Annotated in this window: 19 protein-coding genes and 1 riboswitch; of the genes, 13 read left to right on the top strand and 6 right to left on the bottom strand. The window is 48.9% G+C overall.

Features of this window, described 5'->3' with window-relative positions; translation table 11 throughout:
- The first annotated feature begins 81 nt into the window (after nt 1-81).
- A complete protein-coding gene (locus tag KNQ09_RS13405) occupies nt 82-573 on the top strand; it encodes a YwpF family protein (protein WP_050678476.1) in 492 nt (163 codons plus the stop codon).
- On the opposite strand, the gene KNQ09_RS13410 is transcribed toward KNQ09_RS13405, so the two are convergent.
- Together KNQ09_RS13410 and KNQ09_RS13415 are read right to left on the bottom strand one after the other, a co-directional pair.
- Nucleotides 570-1160: a histidine phosphatase family protein gene (locus KNQ09_RS13410; RefSeq protein WP_214858801.1), complete on the bottom strand. Its 591-nt coding sequence runs from the start codon at nt 1158-1160 to the stop codon at nt 570-572. The genes KNQ09_RS13405 and KNQ09_RS13410 overlap by 4 nt on opposite strands.
- Nucleotides 1161-1177: 17 nt before the next feature.
- A complete protein-coding gene (locus tag KNQ09_RS13415) occupies nt 1178-2167 on the bottom strand; it encodes an alpha/beta hydrolase (protein ID WP_064300649.1) in 990 nt (329 codons plus the stop codon).
- Between the two features lie 169 nt (nt 2168-2336).
- On the opposite strand from KNQ09_RS13415, the gene KNQ09_RS13420 reads away from it, so the two are divergent.
- Together KNQ09_RS13420 and KNQ09_RS13425 are read left to right on the top strand one after the other, a co-directional pair.
- Nucleotides 2337-3350: a metal ABC transporter solute-binding protein, Zn/Mn family gene (locus KNQ09_RS13420; RefSeq protein ID WP_214858802.1), complete on the top strand. Its 1014-nt coding sequence runs from the start codon at nt 2337-2339 to the stop codon at nt 3348-3350.
- Nucleotides 3351-3419: 69 nt separating this feature from the next.
- A riboswitch (SAM riboswitch) is annotated at nt 3420-3524 on the top strand.
- Nucleotides 3525-3605: 81 nt separating this feature from the next.
- The gene (locus tag KNQ09_RS13425; RefSeq protein WP_064300651.1) at nt 3606-4916 is read left to right on the top strand and encodes a Na+/H+ antiporter NhaC family protein; all 1311 of its coding nucleotides are present in this window, start codon (nt 3606-3608) and stop codon (nt 4914-4916) included.
- 43 nt (nt 4917-4959) lie between these two features.
- On the opposite strand, the gene KNQ09_RS13430 is transcribed toward KNQ09_RS13425, so the two are convergent.
- Nucleotides 4960-5163, bottom strand: a complete 204-nt coding sequence (locus KNQ09_RS13430; RefSeq protein WP_149427980.1) for a hypothetical protein — start codon at nt 5161-5163, stop codon at nt 4960-4962.
- Nucleotides 5164-5320: 157 nt separating this feature from the next.
- Between KNQ09_RS13430 and KNQ09_RS13435 the strand changes: the two genes are divergently transcribed.
- Nucleotides 5321-6133 carry an aldo/keto reductase gene (locus tag KNQ09_RS13435; RefSeq protein WP_029342855.1) on the top strand — a complete coding sequence of 271 codons (813 nt, stop codon included), beginning with the start codon at nt 5321-5323 and terminating at the stop codon, nt 6131-6133.
- A 339-nt stretch (nt 6134-6472) separates the two neighbouring features.
- Here the strand turns inward: KNQ09_RS13435 and KNQ09_RS13440 are convergent, their stop codons facing one another.
- The 3 genes from KNQ09_RS13440 to KNQ09_RS13450 all read right to left on the bottom strand — a co-directional run bounded on the left by KNQ09_RS13440 (nt 6473) and on the right by KNQ09_RS13450 (nt 11103).
- Nucleotides 6473-6934 (bottom strand): hypothetical protein, encoded by a 462-nt coding sequence (locus tag KNQ09_RS13440; protein WP_029342856.1) that lies wholly within the window; start codon nt 6932-6934, stop codon nt 6473-6475.
- Nucleotides 6935-7020: 86 nt separating this feature from the next.
- Entirely contained in the window at nt 7021-8466 is a 1446-nt protein-coding gene (locus KNQ09_RS13445) for an alanine/glycine:cation symporter family protein (protein ID WP_214858803.1), read from the bottom strand.
- Between the two features lie 183 nt (nt 8467-8649).
- Complete coding sequence (locus KNQ09_RS13450; RefSeq protein ID WP_214858804.1) at nt 8650-11103, bottom strand: CoA-disulfide reductase; 2454 nt, start codon at nt 11101-11103, stop codon at nt 8650-8652.
- A gap of 200 nt (nt 11104-11303) precedes the next feature.
- On the opposite strand from KNQ09_RS13450, the gene KNQ09_RS13455 reads away from it, so the two are divergent.
- From KNQ09_RS13455 to KNQ09_RS13495, 9 genes are all read left to right on the top strand, one after another.
- Nucleotides 11304-11831 (top strand): type III secretion system chaperone family protein, encoded by a 528-nt coding sequence (locus KNQ09_RS13455; RefSeq protein ID WP_023469644.1) that lies wholly within the window; start codon nt 11304-11306, stop codon nt 11829-11831.
- A gap of 156 nt (nt 11832-11987) precedes the next feature.
- Nucleotides 11988-13172: a hypothetical protein gene (locus KNQ09_RS13460; RefSeq protein ID WP_214858805.1), complete on the top strand. Its 1185-nt coding sequence runs from the start codon at nt 11988-11990 to the stop codon at nt 13170-13172.
- 26 nt (nt 13173-13198) lie between these two features.
- A complete protein-coding gene (locus KNQ09_RS13465) occupies nt 13199-14110 on the top strand; it encodes an NAD-dependent epimerase/dehydratase family protein (RefSeq protein ID WP_214858806.1) in 912 nt (303 codons plus the stop codon).
- Nucleotides 14092-14946, top strand: coding sequence for a lysylphosphatidylglycerol synthase transmembrane domain-containing protein (locus KNQ09_RS13470; protein WP_214858807.1), 855 nt, complete (start codon nt 14092-14094; stop codon nt 14944-14946). Before KNQ09_RS13465 ends, KNQ09_RS13470 begins: the two co-directional genes overlap by 19 nt.
- Nucleotides 14943-16379 (top strand): alkaline phosphatase family protein, encoded by a 1437-nt coding sequence (locus KNQ09_RS13475; protein WP_214858808.1) that lies wholly within the window; start codon nt 14943-14945, stop codon nt 16377-16379. Before KNQ09_RS13470 ends, KNQ09_RS13475 begins: the two co-directional genes overlap by 4 nt.
- A complete protein-coding gene (locus KNQ09_RS13480) occupies nt 16376-17104 on the top strand; it encodes a glycosyltransferase family 2 protein (RefSeq protein ID WP_214858809.1) in 729 nt (242 codons plus the stop codon). Before KNQ09_RS13475 ends, KNQ09_RS13480 begins: the two co-directional genes overlap by 4 nt.
- Entirely contained in the window at nt 17101-17835 is a 735-nt protein-coding gene (locus tag KNQ09_RS13485) for a hypothetical protein (RefSeq protein WP_251138208.1), read from the top strand. Before KNQ09_RS13480 ends, KNQ09_RS13485 begins: the two co-directional genes overlap by 4 nt.
- Nucleotides 17836-17847: 12 nt before the next feature.
- Complete coding sequence (locus KNQ09_RS13490; RefSeq protein WP_023469651.1) at nt 17848-18765, top strand: FTR1 family iron permease; 918 nt, start codon at nt 17848-17850, stop codon at nt 18763-18765.
- The gene (locus tag KNQ09_RS13495) at nt 18702-20138 is read left to right on the top strand and encodes a hypothetical protein (RefSeq protein WP_251138209.1); all 1437 of its coding nucleotides are present in this window, start codon (nt 18702-18704) and stop codon (nt 20136-20138) included. Before KNQ09_RS13490 ends, KNQ09_RS13495 begins: the two co-directional genes overlap by 64 nt.
- The last annotated feature ends 43 nt before the right edge of the window (nt 20139-20181 follow it).

Raw genomic sequence — 20181 nt, forward strand, 5'->3', positions numbered from 1 at the left:
CGTCAGGAAAAGTTTCCCGTCTTACATTCCTCACGGTATACTGTAGGAAAATCGTAAGCGATCAAGGGAGGGCATTTTTTCATGAAAACCTTTAAGTTATGCACATTACGCATTTTAATGGATGAGTCAGGACGTGATACGACGATTCCCGTCGCCATTCAGGACGGATTGACGGTCAGTACCGAACAGACGGCACAGTGGGTTGCAGAAATCGTCGTTCCTCCAACGGATCAGCCGATCGTCGATGAATTGTTCACAAAACATTTACGTGCTTTGATTGAAATCACGATCTCACGACCTGATAATGACCCTGCCGCGATGATCGTCACGCCTCTCGAACGGACTGTCTTAAGCGAAAACGTCTCGTATGTCTTCACGGGTAAGATGGTCATGATGAAAAATGATTTATCTGAATCGATTTTACGCGAAGTCGTCGAAGATGGATTCGCTGGCGAAGAACTCGTTCAAGAGTATAAGGATCGTCGTTCGAAACGTGGCGCCCATATCACAAGCATCGCTAAAGAAACATTCAAGCAATATTTGACAGAGCATCCGAACGCACCCGTTTCTTAAGGTTTTTCGACCTCATCCGTGATGTGATCCGCTACGTTGATTCGGTCAATCGTATAGTGATCCGTATGCTGGATATAATTCGCACACGCGTTTTTCAAAGGTGTCCGGTAACTGAACGTCGCATCAATCGATGATAAGGCTGCCTTGATCGTATGCGAGTGACAGACGATTAGAATTCGTTTCCCTTCATACATGCGTGTCGCTTCCTGTATCGCATCGAACACGCGATCCTGGATGGCTTGTTCCGTTTCAAGACCCGGCACAAGTGTCGTATCGTTCGCTTGAACAGCCTCGTAAATCGCTGCGACCGGTTCACCGGAAGCGGCTCCGAATTCGCGTTCGACAAGTCGCTCGTCTGTCGCTGTGATCGTTAAACCAACAGCACGACCGATGATTTCCGCTGTCTCAACGGCACGCGACAAGGGACTTGCTAACAAGACATCCCACTCTTCATTCGATAGATAAGCGGCGCTGAGTTCCGCTTGTCTTCTTCCTGTTGCATTTAACGGAATATCTTCTCTTCCTTGAATCCGTTCGTTTAAGTTCCAATCCGTCTGACCATGCCGCACTAAACAAATTTCAGTCATGTCTCTGTCTCCCTCATTTAAGAAATATGACTGATTGTATCATGTTTTCCATTCGGAAGTTGTCGCGGTGCCAACAGTAGCACCTGACAGGTGAAACGTTCAATTCGTTCAAGCAATCGCTCAATCTTTAACGGATTTTCCGTCTGAGCGAAACTGGCAAGTGAGTGGGTGCCATTTGGGAAGGAAAACAAACGAACATCGGCTCCGACATCCGCTCCCTTCTCAACGAAATGCAAGGCTTGAGAAAACGGAACAATCGGATCTTTTTTCCCATGCAAGAGCATGATGGGCGGGGCATCCGACGATAAATGTGTGACAGGTGAGACGTGCGTCATCAGCTTGCGCCATTCTTCTCGTCCCCCCTTGTAGAACTTAATGTGGGCAATCCAAGTCTGAATGAAATTAAACAACAAAAAGTTCGTCGGTGGATATAAAGCGATCACACCACTGATCAATGGCATGTGGCGCTCATCACGCTCACCAACGAAAGCAGATGGGGCAAGTGCCGTCGTCAGCATGAGTGCGGCTCCGGCTGAGTCTCCCCATACCATCATCCGTCCTCTTAGAATGCGAAGACCCTCTGCTTCCTTATTCAAAAAACATAACGCATCCCGTACATCTTCGAGGTTATCCGGAAAATAACTGCCCTCTTCGAACAAACGATACTCAATACTACAGACGGCAACTCCGAGTTCAAGCAGACGGTCGACGATTGGACTAAAGCAGAACATGTCATCGCGCTCTCCACGAACGAATGCACCACCGTGTGCATAGATGGCAACTGGAAACGGTCCTTCTCCCGGTGGATAATAGAGATCGAGCTGTAAGATGCGGTTTCCCACCTGTTTGTAGGTGAGCGTCCGCGGTGCAAGTTGTTTTTCAGTGAGTGGCAAGGCGGGTTCGGTCCATCGAAGCAATGCACCATAATTGTTCCAGATACTCGCTCCCGCTGCTGCCGTCGTCAATAACGCAGCTCCCCCCATTAGCCATGCAGTTTCACGTTTCACTTGATCACCTCCAAAAGACGTGCCAGTTTCTTCACTTTATTATCCTTCTACCCCGTTTTAAAAGAAGTCGAACGTCTCGGTATTCGTACTTGACGCTTCACCAGCGTTCCGCTATAGTGAGAAAGTCCAAATCGGAATAGTTACGTTTTAATAATGGAGGTATCATATAATGAAAAAAATCATTCCCGCTTTAACAGTCGCTTTCGCAAGTGCAAGTGTTCTCGCTGCTTGCGGTTCGAATACCGATTCATCGACTTCAGATAAAACCCAGACAGAAGTCTATGCATCAACGTTCGCGACGGCTGCTATTGCCCGCGAAATCGGAGGGGATCAAGTCAACGTCAAGATGATCGTCCCACCTGGAGCAGACCCCCACTCTTACGAGCCGACGTCAAAACAACTCACCGAGATTGCTAAGGGCGACTTGTTCCTCTTAACCGGTACGACGCTCGAGCCGTATTCGAAAAAAATCCAGGAGAGTCTAAAAGGCACGGATGTCCGCTTCGTCGAGACGAGTAAGGACGTCAACTTACTAGAATCGGATGCTACACTTCATGCACATGAAGAAGAGGAGCATAGTGAAGACGAACATGCCCACGAAGAAGAAGGGCACGATGATCATGCAACGGATGAACATGCGCATGAAGAAGAGGGTCATGACCATGGAAAATACGATCCACACGTCTGGCTCGATCCTGTCAACGCAAAAGCAATGGCACGCTCGATTACAACTGCTTTATCAAAAGAAGTACCAAAAGACAAAGCAACATTCGAGAAAAACTTAAAAGCGTTCGATCAGCAAGCTGATGAATTGGACGAACAATTTAAACAAGCCGTCGCTGATGGATCGAAAAAAGAACTTCTCGTTACGCATGCCGCTTATGGTTACCTCGCAGAACGATATGGTTTCACACAACTACCGATCGCGGGAATTTCTCCTTCCGATGAACCGTCACAAAAGCAACTGGCCGCTTTAGTAAAAGAAGCACGGATGCATGATTTGAAATACGTCGCGTTCGAAGAGACGGTCTCACCAAAGGTCGCACGTGTCATCCAAAAAGAAATCGGAGCTGAATCCGTGACGATTCATAATCTAGAGTCGGTCACGAAATCGCAACAAAATAGCTCGTATTTCAAGTTGATGGAAGAAAACGTCCAGACGTTAAAACAAGCACTTCAGTAAAGTACAGTTGACACGCGTTACTCAATGCGGTACGGTAAGAAACGTGTTTTACAACAATTGAATGACTTCTTTTTATCGCGAGAAACGGAGGGACTGGCCCAATGATGTTTCGGCAGCGGACGATTTGATTCGTACTGTGCCAAATCCAGCAAGCGAAAGCTTGAGAGATAAGAAGAGCGTCTTTATTTCATAAAGACCTCCTTCTTTCTTGCGAAGGGGTCTTTTTTTGTATCTTTGAGAAACGAGGTGTCAACAATGAATGAAACAATCACGCCTAACAAATGGGCACTGCTTCCTCTCGTCGTATTCCTGGTCCTCTTCATCGGAGCCGGGATCTTCTATGACGACTTTTACAAATTTCCGATCCTTATCGCCGCATTGATCGCTTTGATTTTTGCTGCAATCACGACGAAAGGATCCATCAATCAAACGGTCGAACGAATTGCAACGGGTGCCGGAAATCCCGATATCATGATCATGGTCTTCATCTTCTTACTAGCCGGTACGTTTTCTGGAACGGCAGAAGCAATCGGTGCCATCGATGCGACCGTTAATGCCGCTTTGACGTTTCTACCTCCATCGCTCCTCATGAGTGGTCTGTTCATCATCGCTGCCTTCATCTCGATGGCGATGGGGACATCTACCGGAACGATTGCTGCACTCGCACCGATCGCCTTCGGTATTCATGAAGCGACAGGCATCAACGTTGCGATCGCAGCGGCTGCTGTCGTTGGTGGATCGATGTTCGGCGATAACTTGTCGTTCATCTCGGATACGACGATTGCTGCCGTCCGAACCCAAAAAACGAACATGCGCGATAAATTCCGGACGAACTTCATGATCGTCCTACCGGCTGCTATTTTGACGGTCATCCTGCTCGCATTCGTTTCCGGTTCTGGTGACGTCGTCGAAGCAAAAGCCTTTGAATTCTACAAGTTGATTCCATATCTCGCTGTCATCGTTCTTGCTATCTTCGGCGTCAATGTCATCCTTGTCTTAATTGGTGGTACGCTACTCACCGGCATCATCGGTATGATTGATGGTAGCTTCGGCTTAAGTGGATTCGTCCTCTCGATGTCCGAAGGCATGTTGGGCATGGCGGAGATCTCCATCTTGACGCTCCTCATGGGTGGTCTCGTCAGCTTGATTACGTTCAACGGTGGAATCGCCTTCTTAAAAGAGACGCTGACACGCAAGATTTCACAGCGTCGTGGTGCCGAATTCAGTATGGCGGCACTCGTCAGTGCAACGAATCTCGCGACAGCAAACAATACGATTTCGATTCTCGTCGCTGGACCACTGGCAGCTGAAATCGCCGATACGTATGAAGTCGATCGAAAAAAATCGGCGAGTATCCTTGATATCTTCTCTTGTGGTATTCAAGGCATCATTCCGTACGGGGCACAACTTTTGATCGCAGCAGAATTGACGAAAACGGCTTCACCGGAACTGATTCCGTATCTGTTCTATCCGTTCCTCCTCTTCGTCTGTGGATCAATTGCCATCTTCTTCGGCTTACCACGCATGAAGAAGACAGCGACGAAGCAAGAAAAAATTTCTTCGTAACCATAAAACAGGTCCAATCGCGTCGACGATTGGACCTGTTTTATTATTTATTCTGCTTCGCTTGTCGTTCTAAGATTAAGTAAGCGATTGCCGGAAGCGGGAACTGAACGAGTCCAGCGCCTCCCCACACCCATGGATTACGTCCTGACTTTCGCGCACTAAGAAACAGACCCACTGCCTGCGTTACTAACAAGGCGCCAATGCTAAGCCAAGTACATTTGGATAGCTTTTTATTCTTTTGAGCCATCTTTTCTCCCCCTCTTTTAACACACGATTAAATCTCACGATTCTTTTCTATTTTACCTTATTTCATTCCTCCATGAGCATGGAAACGGACGTCTTCGTTCGTTCATGCTAAACTAAACGAGCAAATCTAAACTACGTTTTATGAGGAGGAGTAACACATGCAATACGCAAAACTTTCAAACGGTATTACGATTCCCCAAATCGGATTCGGTGTCTGGCAAGTAGATGAAGAGACAGAAGCACCTGCTGCTGTCGCTGAAGCATTACGTGTCGGCTATCGTCATATCGATACGGCTGCTGTCTACAAAAACGAGCGCGGTGTCGCAAAAGGAATCAAGGAAAGCGGCGTGAAACGTGAGGATCTCTTCTTAACGTCAAAAGTCTGGAACGATGATATTCGTGCCGGTCGGACGAAGGAAGCATTCGCAGAATCGCTCGAACGTCTCGAAACAGATTATCTTGACCTCTATCTTATCCACTGGCCGGTCGAAGGCTATATCGAAGCGTGGAAAGCAATGGTTGAACTGTATGAAGCAGGCAAGATCAAAGCGATCGGTGTCTCGAACTTCAAAGAACATCACCTCGATACATTGGCAGAAGAGGGCTTGATGGCACCAATGATCAACCAAGTCGAGTTGCATCCACAATTACCGCAACACGAACTGCACGAATACTTGCAAGATCACAACATTCAAGTCGAAGCATGGAGCCCACTCATGCAAGGGAAATTCCTCGAAATCAACGATTTCAAGGAAATCGCAGAGAAACACGGCAAGACACCTTCACAAGTCGTCTTACGTTGGCATCTCGACAACGGCATCGTCGCTCTTCCAAAATCCGTTACACCAGCACGCATTGCGGAAAACTTCGACGTCTTTGATTTCCAACTCGATGCTGATGATCTTGAGAAAATTGATCGTATCGCAACGGATGTCCGCCTTGGACCGGATCCGGACGAAATCGATTTTTAATCTGGCGATTCACATAAAAGATGAGGCTGACTCAAAAGTCCGTTTCCACAAAGAGAAGGGTGGCAGAACGATGATCTGCCACCCTATCTCGTAACAAAAAGAATGACGCGTTTCACGCAACTCCTACAGGAAAAAGCGCATCTTTGCGCTGTAAGACAAACAAGACCCGTTTTCCTGCTTGAATAAAGCAGGAAAATTGGCTTGTGTCTCGTCTGAGGAAAGGGCGTGAAAAGACGCGGCATTCTTTTTTGAGTCAGCCTCTTGATTCATCTGAACGACGAGAGACCCGTTTCCAGTCTACGACTCGGAAGCGGGTCTCTTTTTTATGCTTTAAGCTGTTCAGACATAATAAATTAAAATCGTATCTTCCGCTTCTTCTGCCTTTTGAAAATAGGCACGTAAATCGGCGAACTGTTCCCAGATATCCTCGAATTCGCCCGGTGTTCCGGCTTCATCATGAATCGAAGCGAGTGCCCGTTGATCAAAATTCCGCATCACCTCAGCCGAGATGATGAGGAGTGGCAAGGGCAGAATACCGACAATCGCCGCTTTCTCCTCATTGACGATCAACTCTTCGCCAACGATCGCTCGTCCCAGGTTGTAATGTGTGTCTTGATCAATATAGATATCGATTTGATTCATCAAATGATAGATGGCGTTCGTCTGTTCGAGGGCGAACAATTGTTCATGATCGGGTTGTGTCTCATGAATGAATAAAATCCAATCCATGATGATGTGGGGATCGTTTCCGAACGACTCCCAGACCGCATCCGTGACGCGGACGAAATGTACGTTTTCCATTCTCCCCCTCCCTTCTGTACTCTGTATTCCCTTTTTAAATTCGTTCTATACAAAAAAAGAGCCAGATTTCTCTGACTCCCTTTTCCTTAAATTGCTTTTTCGTCTTTTTCTGATTCTTGCCATGCTTCAAGCGCATCTTTCCCCGGCAAGTTCGGAATCGAGTCCGCATAGAATCGTGGCTCTTTTCCAGCTTTTCGTTGCCCGACATAATCTTCGAGCGCTAGTTTCGCGATTTTTGAGAGACGGAAGATCGCATACAAGTTAACGATCGCCATCAGTCCCATGAAGATATCTGCCAACGCCCACACGAGGTTCGCCGATTCAACGAGTGAACCGAAGACGATCATGACGAGAACGAGTACACGATACGCCATCAAGACTTGTTTATTTTCACGGATGAAGTTGATATTCGATTCACCGTAGTAGTAGTTTCCGACGACAGAACTAAAAGCAAAGAGGAAAATCGCGACGACCATGAATCCTGTCGCGAGTGATCCCACTTGTGATGCGAGCGCACCTTGCGCTAAGTCGATCCCAGCTACCGGTTGACCACTAGCATCCTTTGTTGCCACTCCACTGACGAGAACGATCATCGCTGTCGCCGAACAGACCATCAACGTATCAACGAAGACCGCAAACGATTGAATCAACCCTTGTTTGACTGGGTGAGAGACTTCCGCTGTTGCCGCCGCGTTCGGCGCTGAACCCATACCGGCTTCGTTCGAGAACAAACCACGACGAATTCCGTTCAAAAGTGCTGCACCTACTGCACCACCTGCGAGTGTCTTGAATTCGAATAGACCTTCTTGGAAGATCAATTTAAAAATACTTGGCAGTACTTCAAGATTCGTCGCCATGATGTAGAGTGCGATCAGAATATAACCACCGGCCATGATTGGTACGAGGAACGACGCGACGGTTGCGATACTACGGACGCCACCAAAGATGACGAGTGCCGTCAGCACGACTAGTCCGACCGTAATCCATGTCTTATCAAAGCCGTATTGATTTTGAAGTGAAAGCGAGATCGTATTCGATTGAACGGAATTGAAGACAAATCCGAATGAGATCGTAATCAAGATACTGAATAAAATCCCTAACCAACGTTGACCGAGTGCTTTCTCCATATAATAGGCAGGGCCCCCACGCCATGCCTTATCGTCCCGTACCTTGTAGATCTGCGCGAGTGTACTCTCGACGAATGCCGATGCCGAGCCGATCAAGGCAATCAACCACATCCAGAAGACCGCTCCTGGTCCACCAAGTGCAATCGCTGTTGCGACACCCGCGATATTACCAGTACCGACACGTGCTGCCGTACTGATCGCAAATGCTTGGAATGGCGACACGCCGTCTTTCCCTTTATCCGTTCCTTGGAACAGTAAGCGTAACATCTCCGGTATCATCCGGAATTGAACGAACCGCATCCGGAATGTAAAATAAATCCCTAATCCGACGAGTAAGATGATCAGTACGTTCGTCCATAAGTAGTCACTGATTCTACTGACTACATCCATTACCTGCTTCTCCATCCGATTCCCTCCACTTCCACCACATAGTTTCTCTTTTTTAGATGTAAACTTTTTTCACATGTGAATTATCATACGCAATTTTTTTTGAAAAATCAAACTCATCTATACCTTAGGACGCAAAAAACGTGTCAAACCTCACATCAGATGTCAGGTTTGACACGTTCATTTAAACAGTTTTTTAGATTAGATGAACAGATTCAAATTAGCACCATCCGTTGCACCAAGGTAACTGGCGACGCCACCATAATCGATATCATCCAGTAACTCCTCTTTCTTGATGCCCATGATATCCATCGACATCGTGCAGGCGATCATTCGGACACCAGCAGCTTGCGCTTTTGCCATCATCGTTTCAAGCGCATCGACTTGTTTGTCCTTCATGACTTTTTTCATCATTTTTTGACCGGCGCCTGCCATGTTCATGTTCGAGAGTGGCAGCTCCCCGGCATGTTTCGGCATCATCATGCCCATCATCCGTTCGATTCCTGCTTTCTCGACTGCCGGTGCGTCTGGTTTTCGAATGATATTCAAGCCCCAGAACGTAAAGAACATCGTCACTTGTTTTCCCATCGCTTGTGCACCTTGTGCGATGACGAAAGAAGCAAGTGCTTTATCAAGATCACCACTGAAGACGACCATCGTCGCATCATCTGCCGGATTGACTTGAACCGTCGCTGCAGCTGGTGTCTCCCATTGCCCTTTTTCAAGCAAGACCTCGACGACCCCTTGATTCATTTCCGCTGAATGGACCGTGTGACCTAGTTTTTTCGCCCATGCTTGAACGTCTGGCAAGAATCCTGGGTCTGACGCCTTGACGAAAATTTGCTCGCCGTCCGTCATCTGATCGATTTTTGTTTTCAGCTCTAAGATTGGACCTGGGCACTGTAAGCCGCATGTATCGAGCAGCGCCACTTGTTCTAGTGCAGTCTTCGTTGTTGGCTCACGTTTCGTTACCGTCACAGCAGTCTCCTCCTTCGCTTGGCTTCGTGCTTCTTGATCACGATGCACGACCGACCATGTTTTGTATCCGCCGCTTAAGTTTTTCACATCATAACCGTGTTGTTGCAACAGTTGACTCGCAACATATCCACGTAATCCGACTTGGCATGTCACATAGATCGTTTGATCCTTCGGCAGATCAGTCAACTTCTCACGTAACGTCGGTAACGAGATATTGACCGATCCCGGAATCGCGCCTAACTCGTTTTCCGATGGTTCACGGACATCGAGTAATAAGCCACCGTTGGCGACAATCGCATCGATTTCGTGCCAATGAACGTTCGCACTGTCACCAAGCACGATGTTCGACGCAATATATCCTGCCATGTTGACCGGATCTTTTGCTGAACTATATGGCGGTGCATATGACAGTTCAAGATCTGGTAGATCAAGCACTGTCAATCCACCTTTAATCGCTGTCGCGAGAACATCGATTCGTTTCTCGACACCCGTCATACCGATTGCCTGTGCTCCGTAGATCGTTCCTTCGATTGGATCAAACAGTAGCTTCATCGAAATCGGACTCGCCCCTGGGTAGTATCCCGCATGCGATCCCGGGTGGAGATGTACGGCTTCGTAACGAAGACCGAGCTGACGTAACCGTTTTTCATTGTTACCGGTCGAAGCGACCGTCAAGTCGAAGACTTTTGCGACCGCTGTTCCGAGCGTACCGCTGTACCGGACGTCACGTCCGGCGATGATGTCAGCAACGAGGCGTCCTTGACGGTTTGCCGGCCACGCGAGTGGAACATGTGTCGCTTCCTTCGTGATATAGTCTTTGACTTCGATCGCGTCACCAATCGCGAAGATGGATGGATCGGATGTCCGCAGTTGATCGTCGACTTGAATCGTCTGTTTGATGCCAAGTGTTAAACCAGCATCTGCTGCGAGCGTGCTCTCCGGTGCGACACCAATTGATAAGATATTCATCTCGGTTTCGATCACGCGTCCGCTTGTCAGGACGACGCGGCGACCTGCCTCTTCAAAACGAGCGACGCTATCTTCTAGAATCAACTCGATGCCTTTCGCACGAAGATGTTCATGAACGATTGCGGCCATTTCCGGGTCGACCGGAGCCATGACTTGATCCGCCATCTCGACGAGGGTGACGTGCGCCCCACGTTCGACGAGGTTTTCTGCCATTTCGAGACCGATGAATCCTCCACCGATGACGACTGCCCGCTCTGGACGCGTCGTATCGACGTATTCCCGCATCCGGTCCGTATCTGGGATGTTCCGTAACGTAAAGACGTTTGTTGCGTCATCGAGTCCTGGAATGTTCGGACGAATCGGTTTTGCACCTGGAGAAAGAATCAGATGATCGTACGATTCATCGTATTCTTCACCCGTTTCAACATTGCGGATCGTGACCGTCTTCGCTTCACGGTTAATCCGAATCGCTTCCGACAAATTGCGGACATCTAAATTAAACCGTGCATGCATGCCTTCTGGCGTTTGGACGAGTAATTTATTACGATCTTTGATGACATCTCCGATATAGTACGGCAGTCCACAATTCGCGAACGAAATCTCTTTTCCCCGTTCAAGCAAAATGATTTCTGCCGTTTCGTCAATCCGACGCAGTCGTGCTGCTGCCGTAGCGCCACCAGCGACGCCGCCTACGATGATCGTTTTCATCTGATGATTCCTCCTCGATTTTCTATCTGCCACTTAATATACCCTGTTAGGTATGTATTTTCAAGTCAGTTGCTCGCAGATTCACAAACATGACATATCTCTACTCTTTTGTATTTTCTTCCTATCTTAACGGACATTAGTTGCAATTCCTTCTGAAATGCTTGAAACTGAATTTATAGTATATAAAGGGGGATTTTGCAATGGACCAGGAACGTAACTCGAACGAATCAAACGAGAACAATAAAGTGACACCGATTCACCAAGATCGTCAACCCGAAACAAACGAACAAGGAATCGCGCCACAACAGCAACAACACTTGGAAGCTTTCCAAGCTTTCCTCGTGGAAAAAGGCATTCCAATGGAAGCACGTGAGAACGAGACACACGTCTTCTTCATGACACAAGAAAAAACACCTGCAGGAGCAGAACCGATGATGATGATCGTCTTCAGTAAGACGACGACAGATGTCGAATTGTTCGCTCGTACGGTGACACACGTACCAGACGGTGTCGAGGATCTCCCGATTCTGAACGCCATCAATGACTTCAACCAAGAATTCAAATACTTCCGCGTCGTTCTCGACAGCGACCGTGATGTCACGATCGCATCAACGATCGATCTTGATCACGGCTTCAATCCGGCTGCGATCTTCGGACATTCTGTCATGATGTTCCAAGCATCAGACGAAGTCTACACGTATTTGACAAAACTGTACGAACAGTTCTAATTTCTCATTTTAAAACGGCTTTGGAGCCCTGCTCCGAAGCCGTTTTTTTCTTTAAAGTTCAATTGACAATGAGAATTATTCTCGCTATAGTTAGATTTGTGAAAACGACTACATGACGGAAAACGTCTTATTAATTCTTCTGGGGGAATCACGATTATGAAAAAACGTTTAAAAGTAGCTTCAATCTTCATGGTAGCCGGTATCTTGGCTGCCTGCGGTTCGAATGAAACGGATACGACTGCACCGAAAAAAGAGAAAACGGAACAGTCGACCGAAACAAAATCAGCAGATGCGGGGATCGCTGCAACGACACTGACAGATGAATTGACGATCTTCAGCTCAATCAAAACAGAACTCGACAAAGCAAAAGAAGGACAAGCGATCGATTGGAAGATGGTCACGACAAGTTATGAATCGAAACTAAAAGGTGGTGTCGAGACGACAGCACCAGAAATCGAACAAGTCATCCAGTCTGCTTTAGCAGGTGTGGAAGCGAAGGATCTCGATGAGAACATCGCTCGTCAACTCGTGGATAAAGGTCTACAATCGTATTTCTATAAATTACAAAAAGCAACACAAGCAAAAGCTGAAGAAGCACTCGTAGCTGGTAAACCGGAAGCTGCAACGGAAGCACTCAAGGATGTTGAAGCGATGGCGAAGACCGTCTTCATTCCGACAGCTGAAAAACGGGACGCGAGCTACGGCTTCAAAAACGAAGACGCCATCGCTCAAGCGATCACATCAGGTCTTGCAGCTCAGCAAGAAGCCATCGACGCGAAAGAACTCGGTGATTTCAATGTTGCGAAACAAGTGACGGATAAATCGATTTATCGTTCCTTCTATTTAGCTGCACTCGGTTATGCACAAAAAATCGAGGATGGCGTCAAAGCCGGTACGGATGAAAAAGAATTACAAATGGAGCAGGCAGAAGGATATGGCTTCCTCCTCGCGATCGAAGAATCGTTAGCAGGTGGAGACGAAGAAGCTGTCAAAACGCTGAAAGAGCGCTATGATTTCTCGAAAACAAAACCAGCTGATGTCTCTTACAAAGAAATCGAAGGATTGTTCGCAAAAGCGTTGACGGAAAAAGTCGACGGGTATCATGAAGAGGCACAAGAAGCGATCGAGAAGAAAGACGTCGATACAGCACGTGCAGAAGCAATGGAAGCGAACATGTTCGTCGTTGCGATGAAACCGACGCTTGAGAATCGTCTTGGCAAGGACAAAGCAGCACAAGTCGCAATAGACGCAAACGAATGGTTCGCACTCGTCGAAAAAGGCGACGTCAAGGCCGAAACGACAGGCGAACGGATCACAGACGCACTCGAACCACTTAACTAAGAAGGAAATGGAAACGGAGGGATAAGATGAATATCGGAATCACAGGAGGTGCCGGCTTCATTGGCGCCGCCCTCGCCCTCCGGCTCCAGCAGCACCATACCGTCCATGTCCTTGATGCTTTCACGGACTACTATGATGTCCAGTTAAAAGAAGAACGAGCAGATGAACTAAGACGTGCCGGCGTTATCGTTACGACGGGTGACGTTCATCACGATCTCGACGCCTGGATGGAGACATCGTTCGACGCCGTCTTCCATCTCGCAGCTCTTCCAGGTGTTCCGCGTTCGCTCGAGGAACCGCATCACTATATTCGTGAGGACATCGATATGACGGTGACCTTGTTAGAAGCCGCAAAAAGACATGGCATGCCGCATGTCTTTTTCGCGTCTTCTTCTTCCGTTTACGGGGAGCAGACGGGTCCGCTGAAAGAAGATCAGGCAACGGGACACGTCGCCAGTCCTTATGCGGCAGCCAAGTATAGTGCCGAAAGCTTTTGTCATGCTTATGCTCATTTATATGATGTAAACGTGACGCTGTTTCGCTTCTTTACGGTCTATGGTCCTTCGGGTCGTCCTGATATGGCGCTGTTTCGATTCATCGAACAGGCATTACGCGGAGAGGCACTCACCGTCTTCGGTGATACGATCCGTGACTTCACGTATATCGATGACATCACTCGCGGAATGGAACAGGCGTTGCTGGCTCGTGCAGTCGGGACGTATAACCTCGGCGCGAATCAGCCGGTCTCCGTCCGCACGCTAGCTGAACGGATCGGTCAACGGTTTGATGTGCCCGTGCAGACTCAAACTGCACGACGTGGGGACGTGACGATGACATGGAGTGATACGACGGCTGCAAAAGAAGCATTCGGTTACCAACCGTCAATCGAGATCGATGTTGGACTGGAGCAGGTGATCGCGTGGCATCAAAACCGCTGATTCGAACGTTTCTGTATCTGACGCTTACCGGGCTTGTCATCTTTTTACTGCTCCGTTTTTTCTTGGAGTTACCGGTCTCGTATCGGTACATTGAAGCTTTATTCAAGAGTCCCTGGACGATCCTTGCGACCTTGACGTATGCGATCGCCTTTTATTTACGCGCGGTCGCCTGGCGCCGCGCCGATGCCAAACGTGCACCGACTGCTGTATACCTGTCGAGCCTGTATATCGGACTGACGATCAATCATCTCTCACCGGTCAAACTGGGAGAGATGATCCGACTCGTGACGGCGAGAGCCGTCGGAAGTCCATGGAAACAGACGAGCGCGATCTTCGTCTTACAACGAAGTATTGACTTGATCGTTCTGTGTACCTTCATTCTGATCGGTTGGTTGTTTCACCCAATCGTCTTGCTCGTCGCGCTCCTTGCGACCGCGTTATTGCTCGTGTTACGCCGACATGTCCCGCATCTCCCATCGCTCGTTCTGTTCGGAACGCTCGCTTGGGCAGTCGAGGCACTCGCCGTCTTCCTCCTCTTGCACGGAGCAGGTATCGATGTGTCCTTCCCGACGACATTGATTGCGATGAGTGCCGGTGTCCTGTCCGGTGTGATTCAGTTCACGCCGGGTGGCCTCGGTACGTATGAACTCGCGATGGGTACAGTGTTACGGCAAGCCGGTGTTGCCCATGCGTACGACGTTGCCTTGATGACGCACTTCTTTAAATATGCCTTTGCTTTTCTCATTCCGCTGTACGTTCTCATTCGGCATCCGGCTACGCTTCGGTTGTTGGTTCGTCAGCTCAAATACACTGATTGGAAAGGAGGAAGACGATGAAAAGTGCTTCTCGCTTTGAAAAAGTCGCAGCACGCGCCTGGAACTTACTCAATGAAGGAAAACCCTTCACACCCATTTTTACGATCGGCGTCTTCTTGACGTACGCCTTATGGACGCAGATGCCACTCGCAGAAGCTGGTCTTGGTTTCATCGTGACGCTTCCTTTATTTATCTTGCTTTGGCGTTATGACTTTCCGTTATTTTTACGAAATTACCTTTGGATCCCGGTCATCGTTTGGCTGTTCCTTCGGGGTACGAATGCAGATTACTTACCTTTGTTCGCCTATGGCGCAGGTCTCTATTTCTTCTTTACGATTTTTTTCTGGGGAACGATCTATTATCATCTCCGGATCGGAACGCGCTGGACGAACTTCACGCGTTTTTGGAAACTCGTTCTGAAGAATAGTGATTCGACAAGTGGTAACGCGCAGGAGCAACTGCCTAAGGTTGCCTTGTTGCTCATGTACTGGTGGACGGCAAGTGACGCGTCGACACTCGACATGACGTTCATCTGGTTCCCAATTGGTCTCTTCGTCTTTGCATGGATCCTGCATCACTACCTGTTCGACTGGAAACCGAAGTTGCCTGAGGCAATGACGGTAGATGCCAATCTTCCGACTTCAGAAAAAGTCTATGTCCTGATTGTCGACGGGATGCGTAAAGATCGCTACATGGCAGCAAACACACCGTTCCTCGAACGATTGCGTCAGGAAGGAACGGAATATACGAATATGGAGACCGTCTACCCTGCCCGGACCGTCGTCTGCTTCAGTTCGATGTTCACCGGTGCTCGTCCGGAAGATCACGGCATTCATTCGAACATGGTCTGGAATACGACCGGCGTTAAAACGGATACCGTCTTCGATCGCCTCCGTGTCGTCGATAAATCCGGTAAGATTCTTGGTATCGCCCACCTCGTCGATGCGTTCGGTTCAACCGACGTACGGACCGTCACAGCAGTCATGCATAACGATGTCGCGGATCGAAATATCGTAGAACGTGCCAAACAAATCGTCCATGAAGAGGATCCGGATCTGCTCGCGATTCAGTTGATCGGAACGGATCAAACAGGACACAGTCGAGGCACTCTCTATTCCGAGTATGTCGAAAAAATCGAGGAAGCGGATGCACTCCTTGCCGAGTTTTGTGAGGAACTCGATCGCCTCGGTAAACTCGAGGATGCGACACTCATCGTCATGGCGGATCACGGTCAAGCGGACGGAATCGGTGGACACGGTCACCTGGATGAAGGCGAACGGTTCGTTCCGTTCTGGATGTATGGTAAGAACGTTCATGCTGGTCTGAAAGTGGATACGCACCGCCATATCCTGTCACTCGGACCAACGATCACCAAAGTCCTAGGGGCAGACATTCCGCACGATAGCCGTGGTGTGCTATTGACAGAAGCCTTCAAGGAGGCAAAGTCTAAATGAAGATCATCGTCTTTTTACCAGCCCACAATGAGGAAGTGTCGCTCCCGCTCGTCTTAAAACGAATTCCGGACATGATTGACGGTATTCCAGTCGAGATCCTCGTCATCGACGACGGCTCAGTGGATGCGACGAGTACGATTGCGCGTCAACACGGCGCACATGTCTATCGGTTCGAGCAGAATCAAGGACTCGGCGCTGCAGTCCGGGAAGGACTCCGCCAGTCCTACGAGCTCGGCGCTGATGTTGCTGTCATGATTGATGCGGATAACGAATATCCGGCCGATCAAATTCCGGATATCGTCCGACCGATCTTACACGATCAGGCCGACTACGTATTCGGTTCCCGCTTCCTCGGTACCGTCGACGGGATGCGGCTCTATCGCTATATCGGCAATCATGTCTTCACGTGGTTGCAATGCCTTTTATTAAAACGTAAAATCCATGATGGTCAAAGCGGGATGCGTGCTTTTTCACGCGCAGCGTGTCACCATGCTGAGATCATTCACGATTATAACTATGCACAAGTATTGACCCTTAATCTCGTCCGAAAAGGCTTCCGCCTTCACGAAGTCCCGATCCGTTATCGGGTCCGGGAAGCAGGAAAGTCTTTTATCCGTCTGAATTATGTCCAACGTGTCCTCCCAGCGATTTACCGGGAGTGGCGACGACCGATCACACAGCTTAGCGTTGAAGAACGCATGGAACGAAAGGAGCACCTCGGATGAAACGCCTTCTTTTGCTACCGCTCCTCCTGCTCTCACTGTTCGTGAGCACTTCCACGGTTTCCGCTTATAGTTACGGAGACCCAGGAAAGGAAGCTTTTGCGGAAGCGTATAAACAATTTGAAGAACAACTCGATGCCAAGGATTACGCGCTTGCGAAAGAGACGCTTGCCGCCTATGATAAAGAATTCAAACTGTATTTCCCTGAAGCGAAAGCGAAGATCGACACGGCTCTCGAACAAGAAGATGCAGAGGCTGCAAAACAAGCGTACCGCGTCGCTCTCCGTCAAAACATCGAACGTCGCTTGCACTTTGCTGAAGAGCAGTTCGAGGACTTCGGTCAAGCGAAACTCTTACTCGCGAAAGCCCGCGGGACATACGATGTGCTCGCACCTTATGTCAAGGAAAGCAAGGATGCACAAACATCCGATGACGTGTATACTGCATTTGATGAATCCTTAAAAGCACTCGGAAATCCTGGTCTGTTTGGGGTCGGGAAAAAAGCGAGTGACGAAGAATCCTTCACGAAAAACATTACGATGATCGAAGATACGTTGACTCCTCTCTTCGTCCTGCCGGGTGAAGAAAAAACAGGTGTCTTCACGGAAGAAGACTCTTTCCTCGGTCAAACGTTCGGAACGGACGCGATTTGGAAATTGATTGCGCTCGGACTCGTCATCGTACTCATCATTATCGTCGTCATTGGTCAATGGAAGAAGAAACGCCGCTCATAAGGAGGAAGACAGATGGATTTTCAAGCGTTTTTGATTACGCTTCGGGAGTGTCTCGAGGCTGTTCTCATCGTTGGGTTGATCTTGGGTTATCTCGATCGATTGAACGCTCCACAATATAAAAAGTGGGTCTACGCAGGTGTTGGGTTGGCACTTCTCGCTAGCCTTGGTGTCGCGTTCCTGTTCCAAGTCGTCTTTACGAGTTTTGCGAGCTTCGGAAGCGATACGTATCTCCGTCTCGGCATCATGATGGTCTCCGTCCTTCTCTTGACACACATGGTCCTCTGGATGGGGAAGGAAGCGAAAGAGAATCAAAAAGCCTCCCAAGCGAAGGTCGCCGCTGCCGTCTCGACGGGTAGTGCCATCACGATGATCATCCACTCCTTCCTCGTCATCGTTCGAGAAGGAATTGAGACAGTCTTCTTCTTCGCTGCCATCTCAGGTGGGGAAATCGAAAAAGTACTGACGAGTTACGGTGCGGTTTCCGGTCTGTTACTCGCCTTGATCTTCGGATACTTATTCGTTTCCGGCTCTATGAAGATTCCCGTCAAACGCTTCTTCCAAGTGACGGGCGTACTCATTCTATTCATCGCAGCCGGCATGCTCGTCCAAACGATTGGACGCTTCCAAGATCTTGGTTTGCTCGGTAGTCTTTTGATGAATGCTGACGGCACACCAGCTGCTGTATACAATATTGTCGGCTTCATGCCGGAGCACTACATCGATCAGGTACAATACTTGCGTGATACAGGAAACTCGACATTGATCAGTGGACAGATCGGAACGTTCATGGCCGCGATGTTCGGATACAGCCATAACCCATCGCTCGAACAAGTCGTCGCTTGGTGGGGCTACTTCGCCTTTGCCGGTTGGATGTTGCTCCGTCAAAACAAACCATCGAAGTCATCAAAGTCCTTACAGGAGGTTTCTTGACCGTCCGAAGCGATCGTTCACGTCCGCGTGGAAGATCGCTTTTTTGGATCACGCTTCTATTCATCGGTAGCTGGATTGGTTTACGGATCATTTACGTCAGTCCCTTCATCGCGAGCTACGATATTGCGAACTTCACGTTAGCTGTGACCGATTATGATCTGGCTGATTTACGTCCGCATTTTCCGGGTTATCCCTTTTTCATCTTATTTGCCAACCTGTTTCTGCCACTGATGATACCTGTCAAAGCGCTCGGACTCGTCTCCACACTAGGACTGGCAAGTGCGCTCTTGCCACTTTACTCGCTCTTTCGCCGTCATGCGTATGATACGACTCGGCTGATCGCTGCCTTTACCGTTCTCTCCACTGCCTCACTCGTGACGTTCGCTGCGACAGGGATGTCGGATGGGCTCGCCCTCGGACTACTCGTCTGGTACGGCTGGAGCATCGAACGCGCACGGCATCAGATTCGTCGCTGGCTTCCGTATCTTCTGTTCGGTTTACTGATGGCGACTCGCCTATCCTACGCGCCGTTTGGTTTCATGTTGCTTGTCCTGCTGTGGCAGGTACGAAAGGATTACTGGCAACTCTTATCCGAGTGCGCCCTTCTTGTTCTGGCGCAGTTTGCTTGGTTGCTCCCGGTCGCTTTTTCTGTCGGTGGACCCTATTCGTTTCTTCAATTATCACTCCGCTTCGTCAGCGGTCATTTTTCCGATTGGGGTGGTTCTGCTCAGACGGATGACGCTTCTATCGTTCAACGATTTGTTCAGACGCTTCAGCAACTCTTCTGGCATGGGATCGGTTATGGCACGTGGATCGGACTAGTGTCTGGCCTGCTACTATTCTTACGCAGACGTTGGACGGTCGATGTCGCTTGGGGAGCGACGGCTGGACTCTATTTCGTCTGGGTCTGGCTCGGACAAAATATCGATAAACCCCGTCACGTCTTACCACTTGTCCTATTGCTACTCATCTTGTCAATCCGTCAGCTTCCGTTGCGGATGTATCTGCCGTTTTTAGTCGTTCAGTTGACGATCGGTAGCATCGCGTTGAACGAACAAGCAAAGCGTCCTCCGGCGACGATTGAACTAGCACGTTACGTAACGACTCTTCCAATCGGCGCGACAGTCTTTACCGACGAGGAAGCTCGCCAATTCCAGTCCGAACGACCGGATGCCGCAATCGTTCCGATCGGTTCGGTCAGTAAATGGAACGCAGAACCAAAATCCGATCAGAGTTACGTGACTGGTCGATTGCTCGAGCGCCTCCACGCTCAAGGCGTGCAACCAAACGTCAAACTGGTCACACGCTTCACGAGTGATAGCCGATACGAACCGGAAGACGCGCAAGCGATGCTGTATCAACTAACTCCTTGATGGCACAACTGCATGCATACGAAAAACCATGTCGATTCCCGAA

Source organism: Exiguobacterium sp. s191 (assembly GCF_018618955.1).
GTDB classification, from domain to species: Bacteria; Bacillota; Bacilli; order Exiguobacteriales; family Exiguobacteriaceae; genus Exiguobacterium_A; species Exiguobacterium_A abrahamii.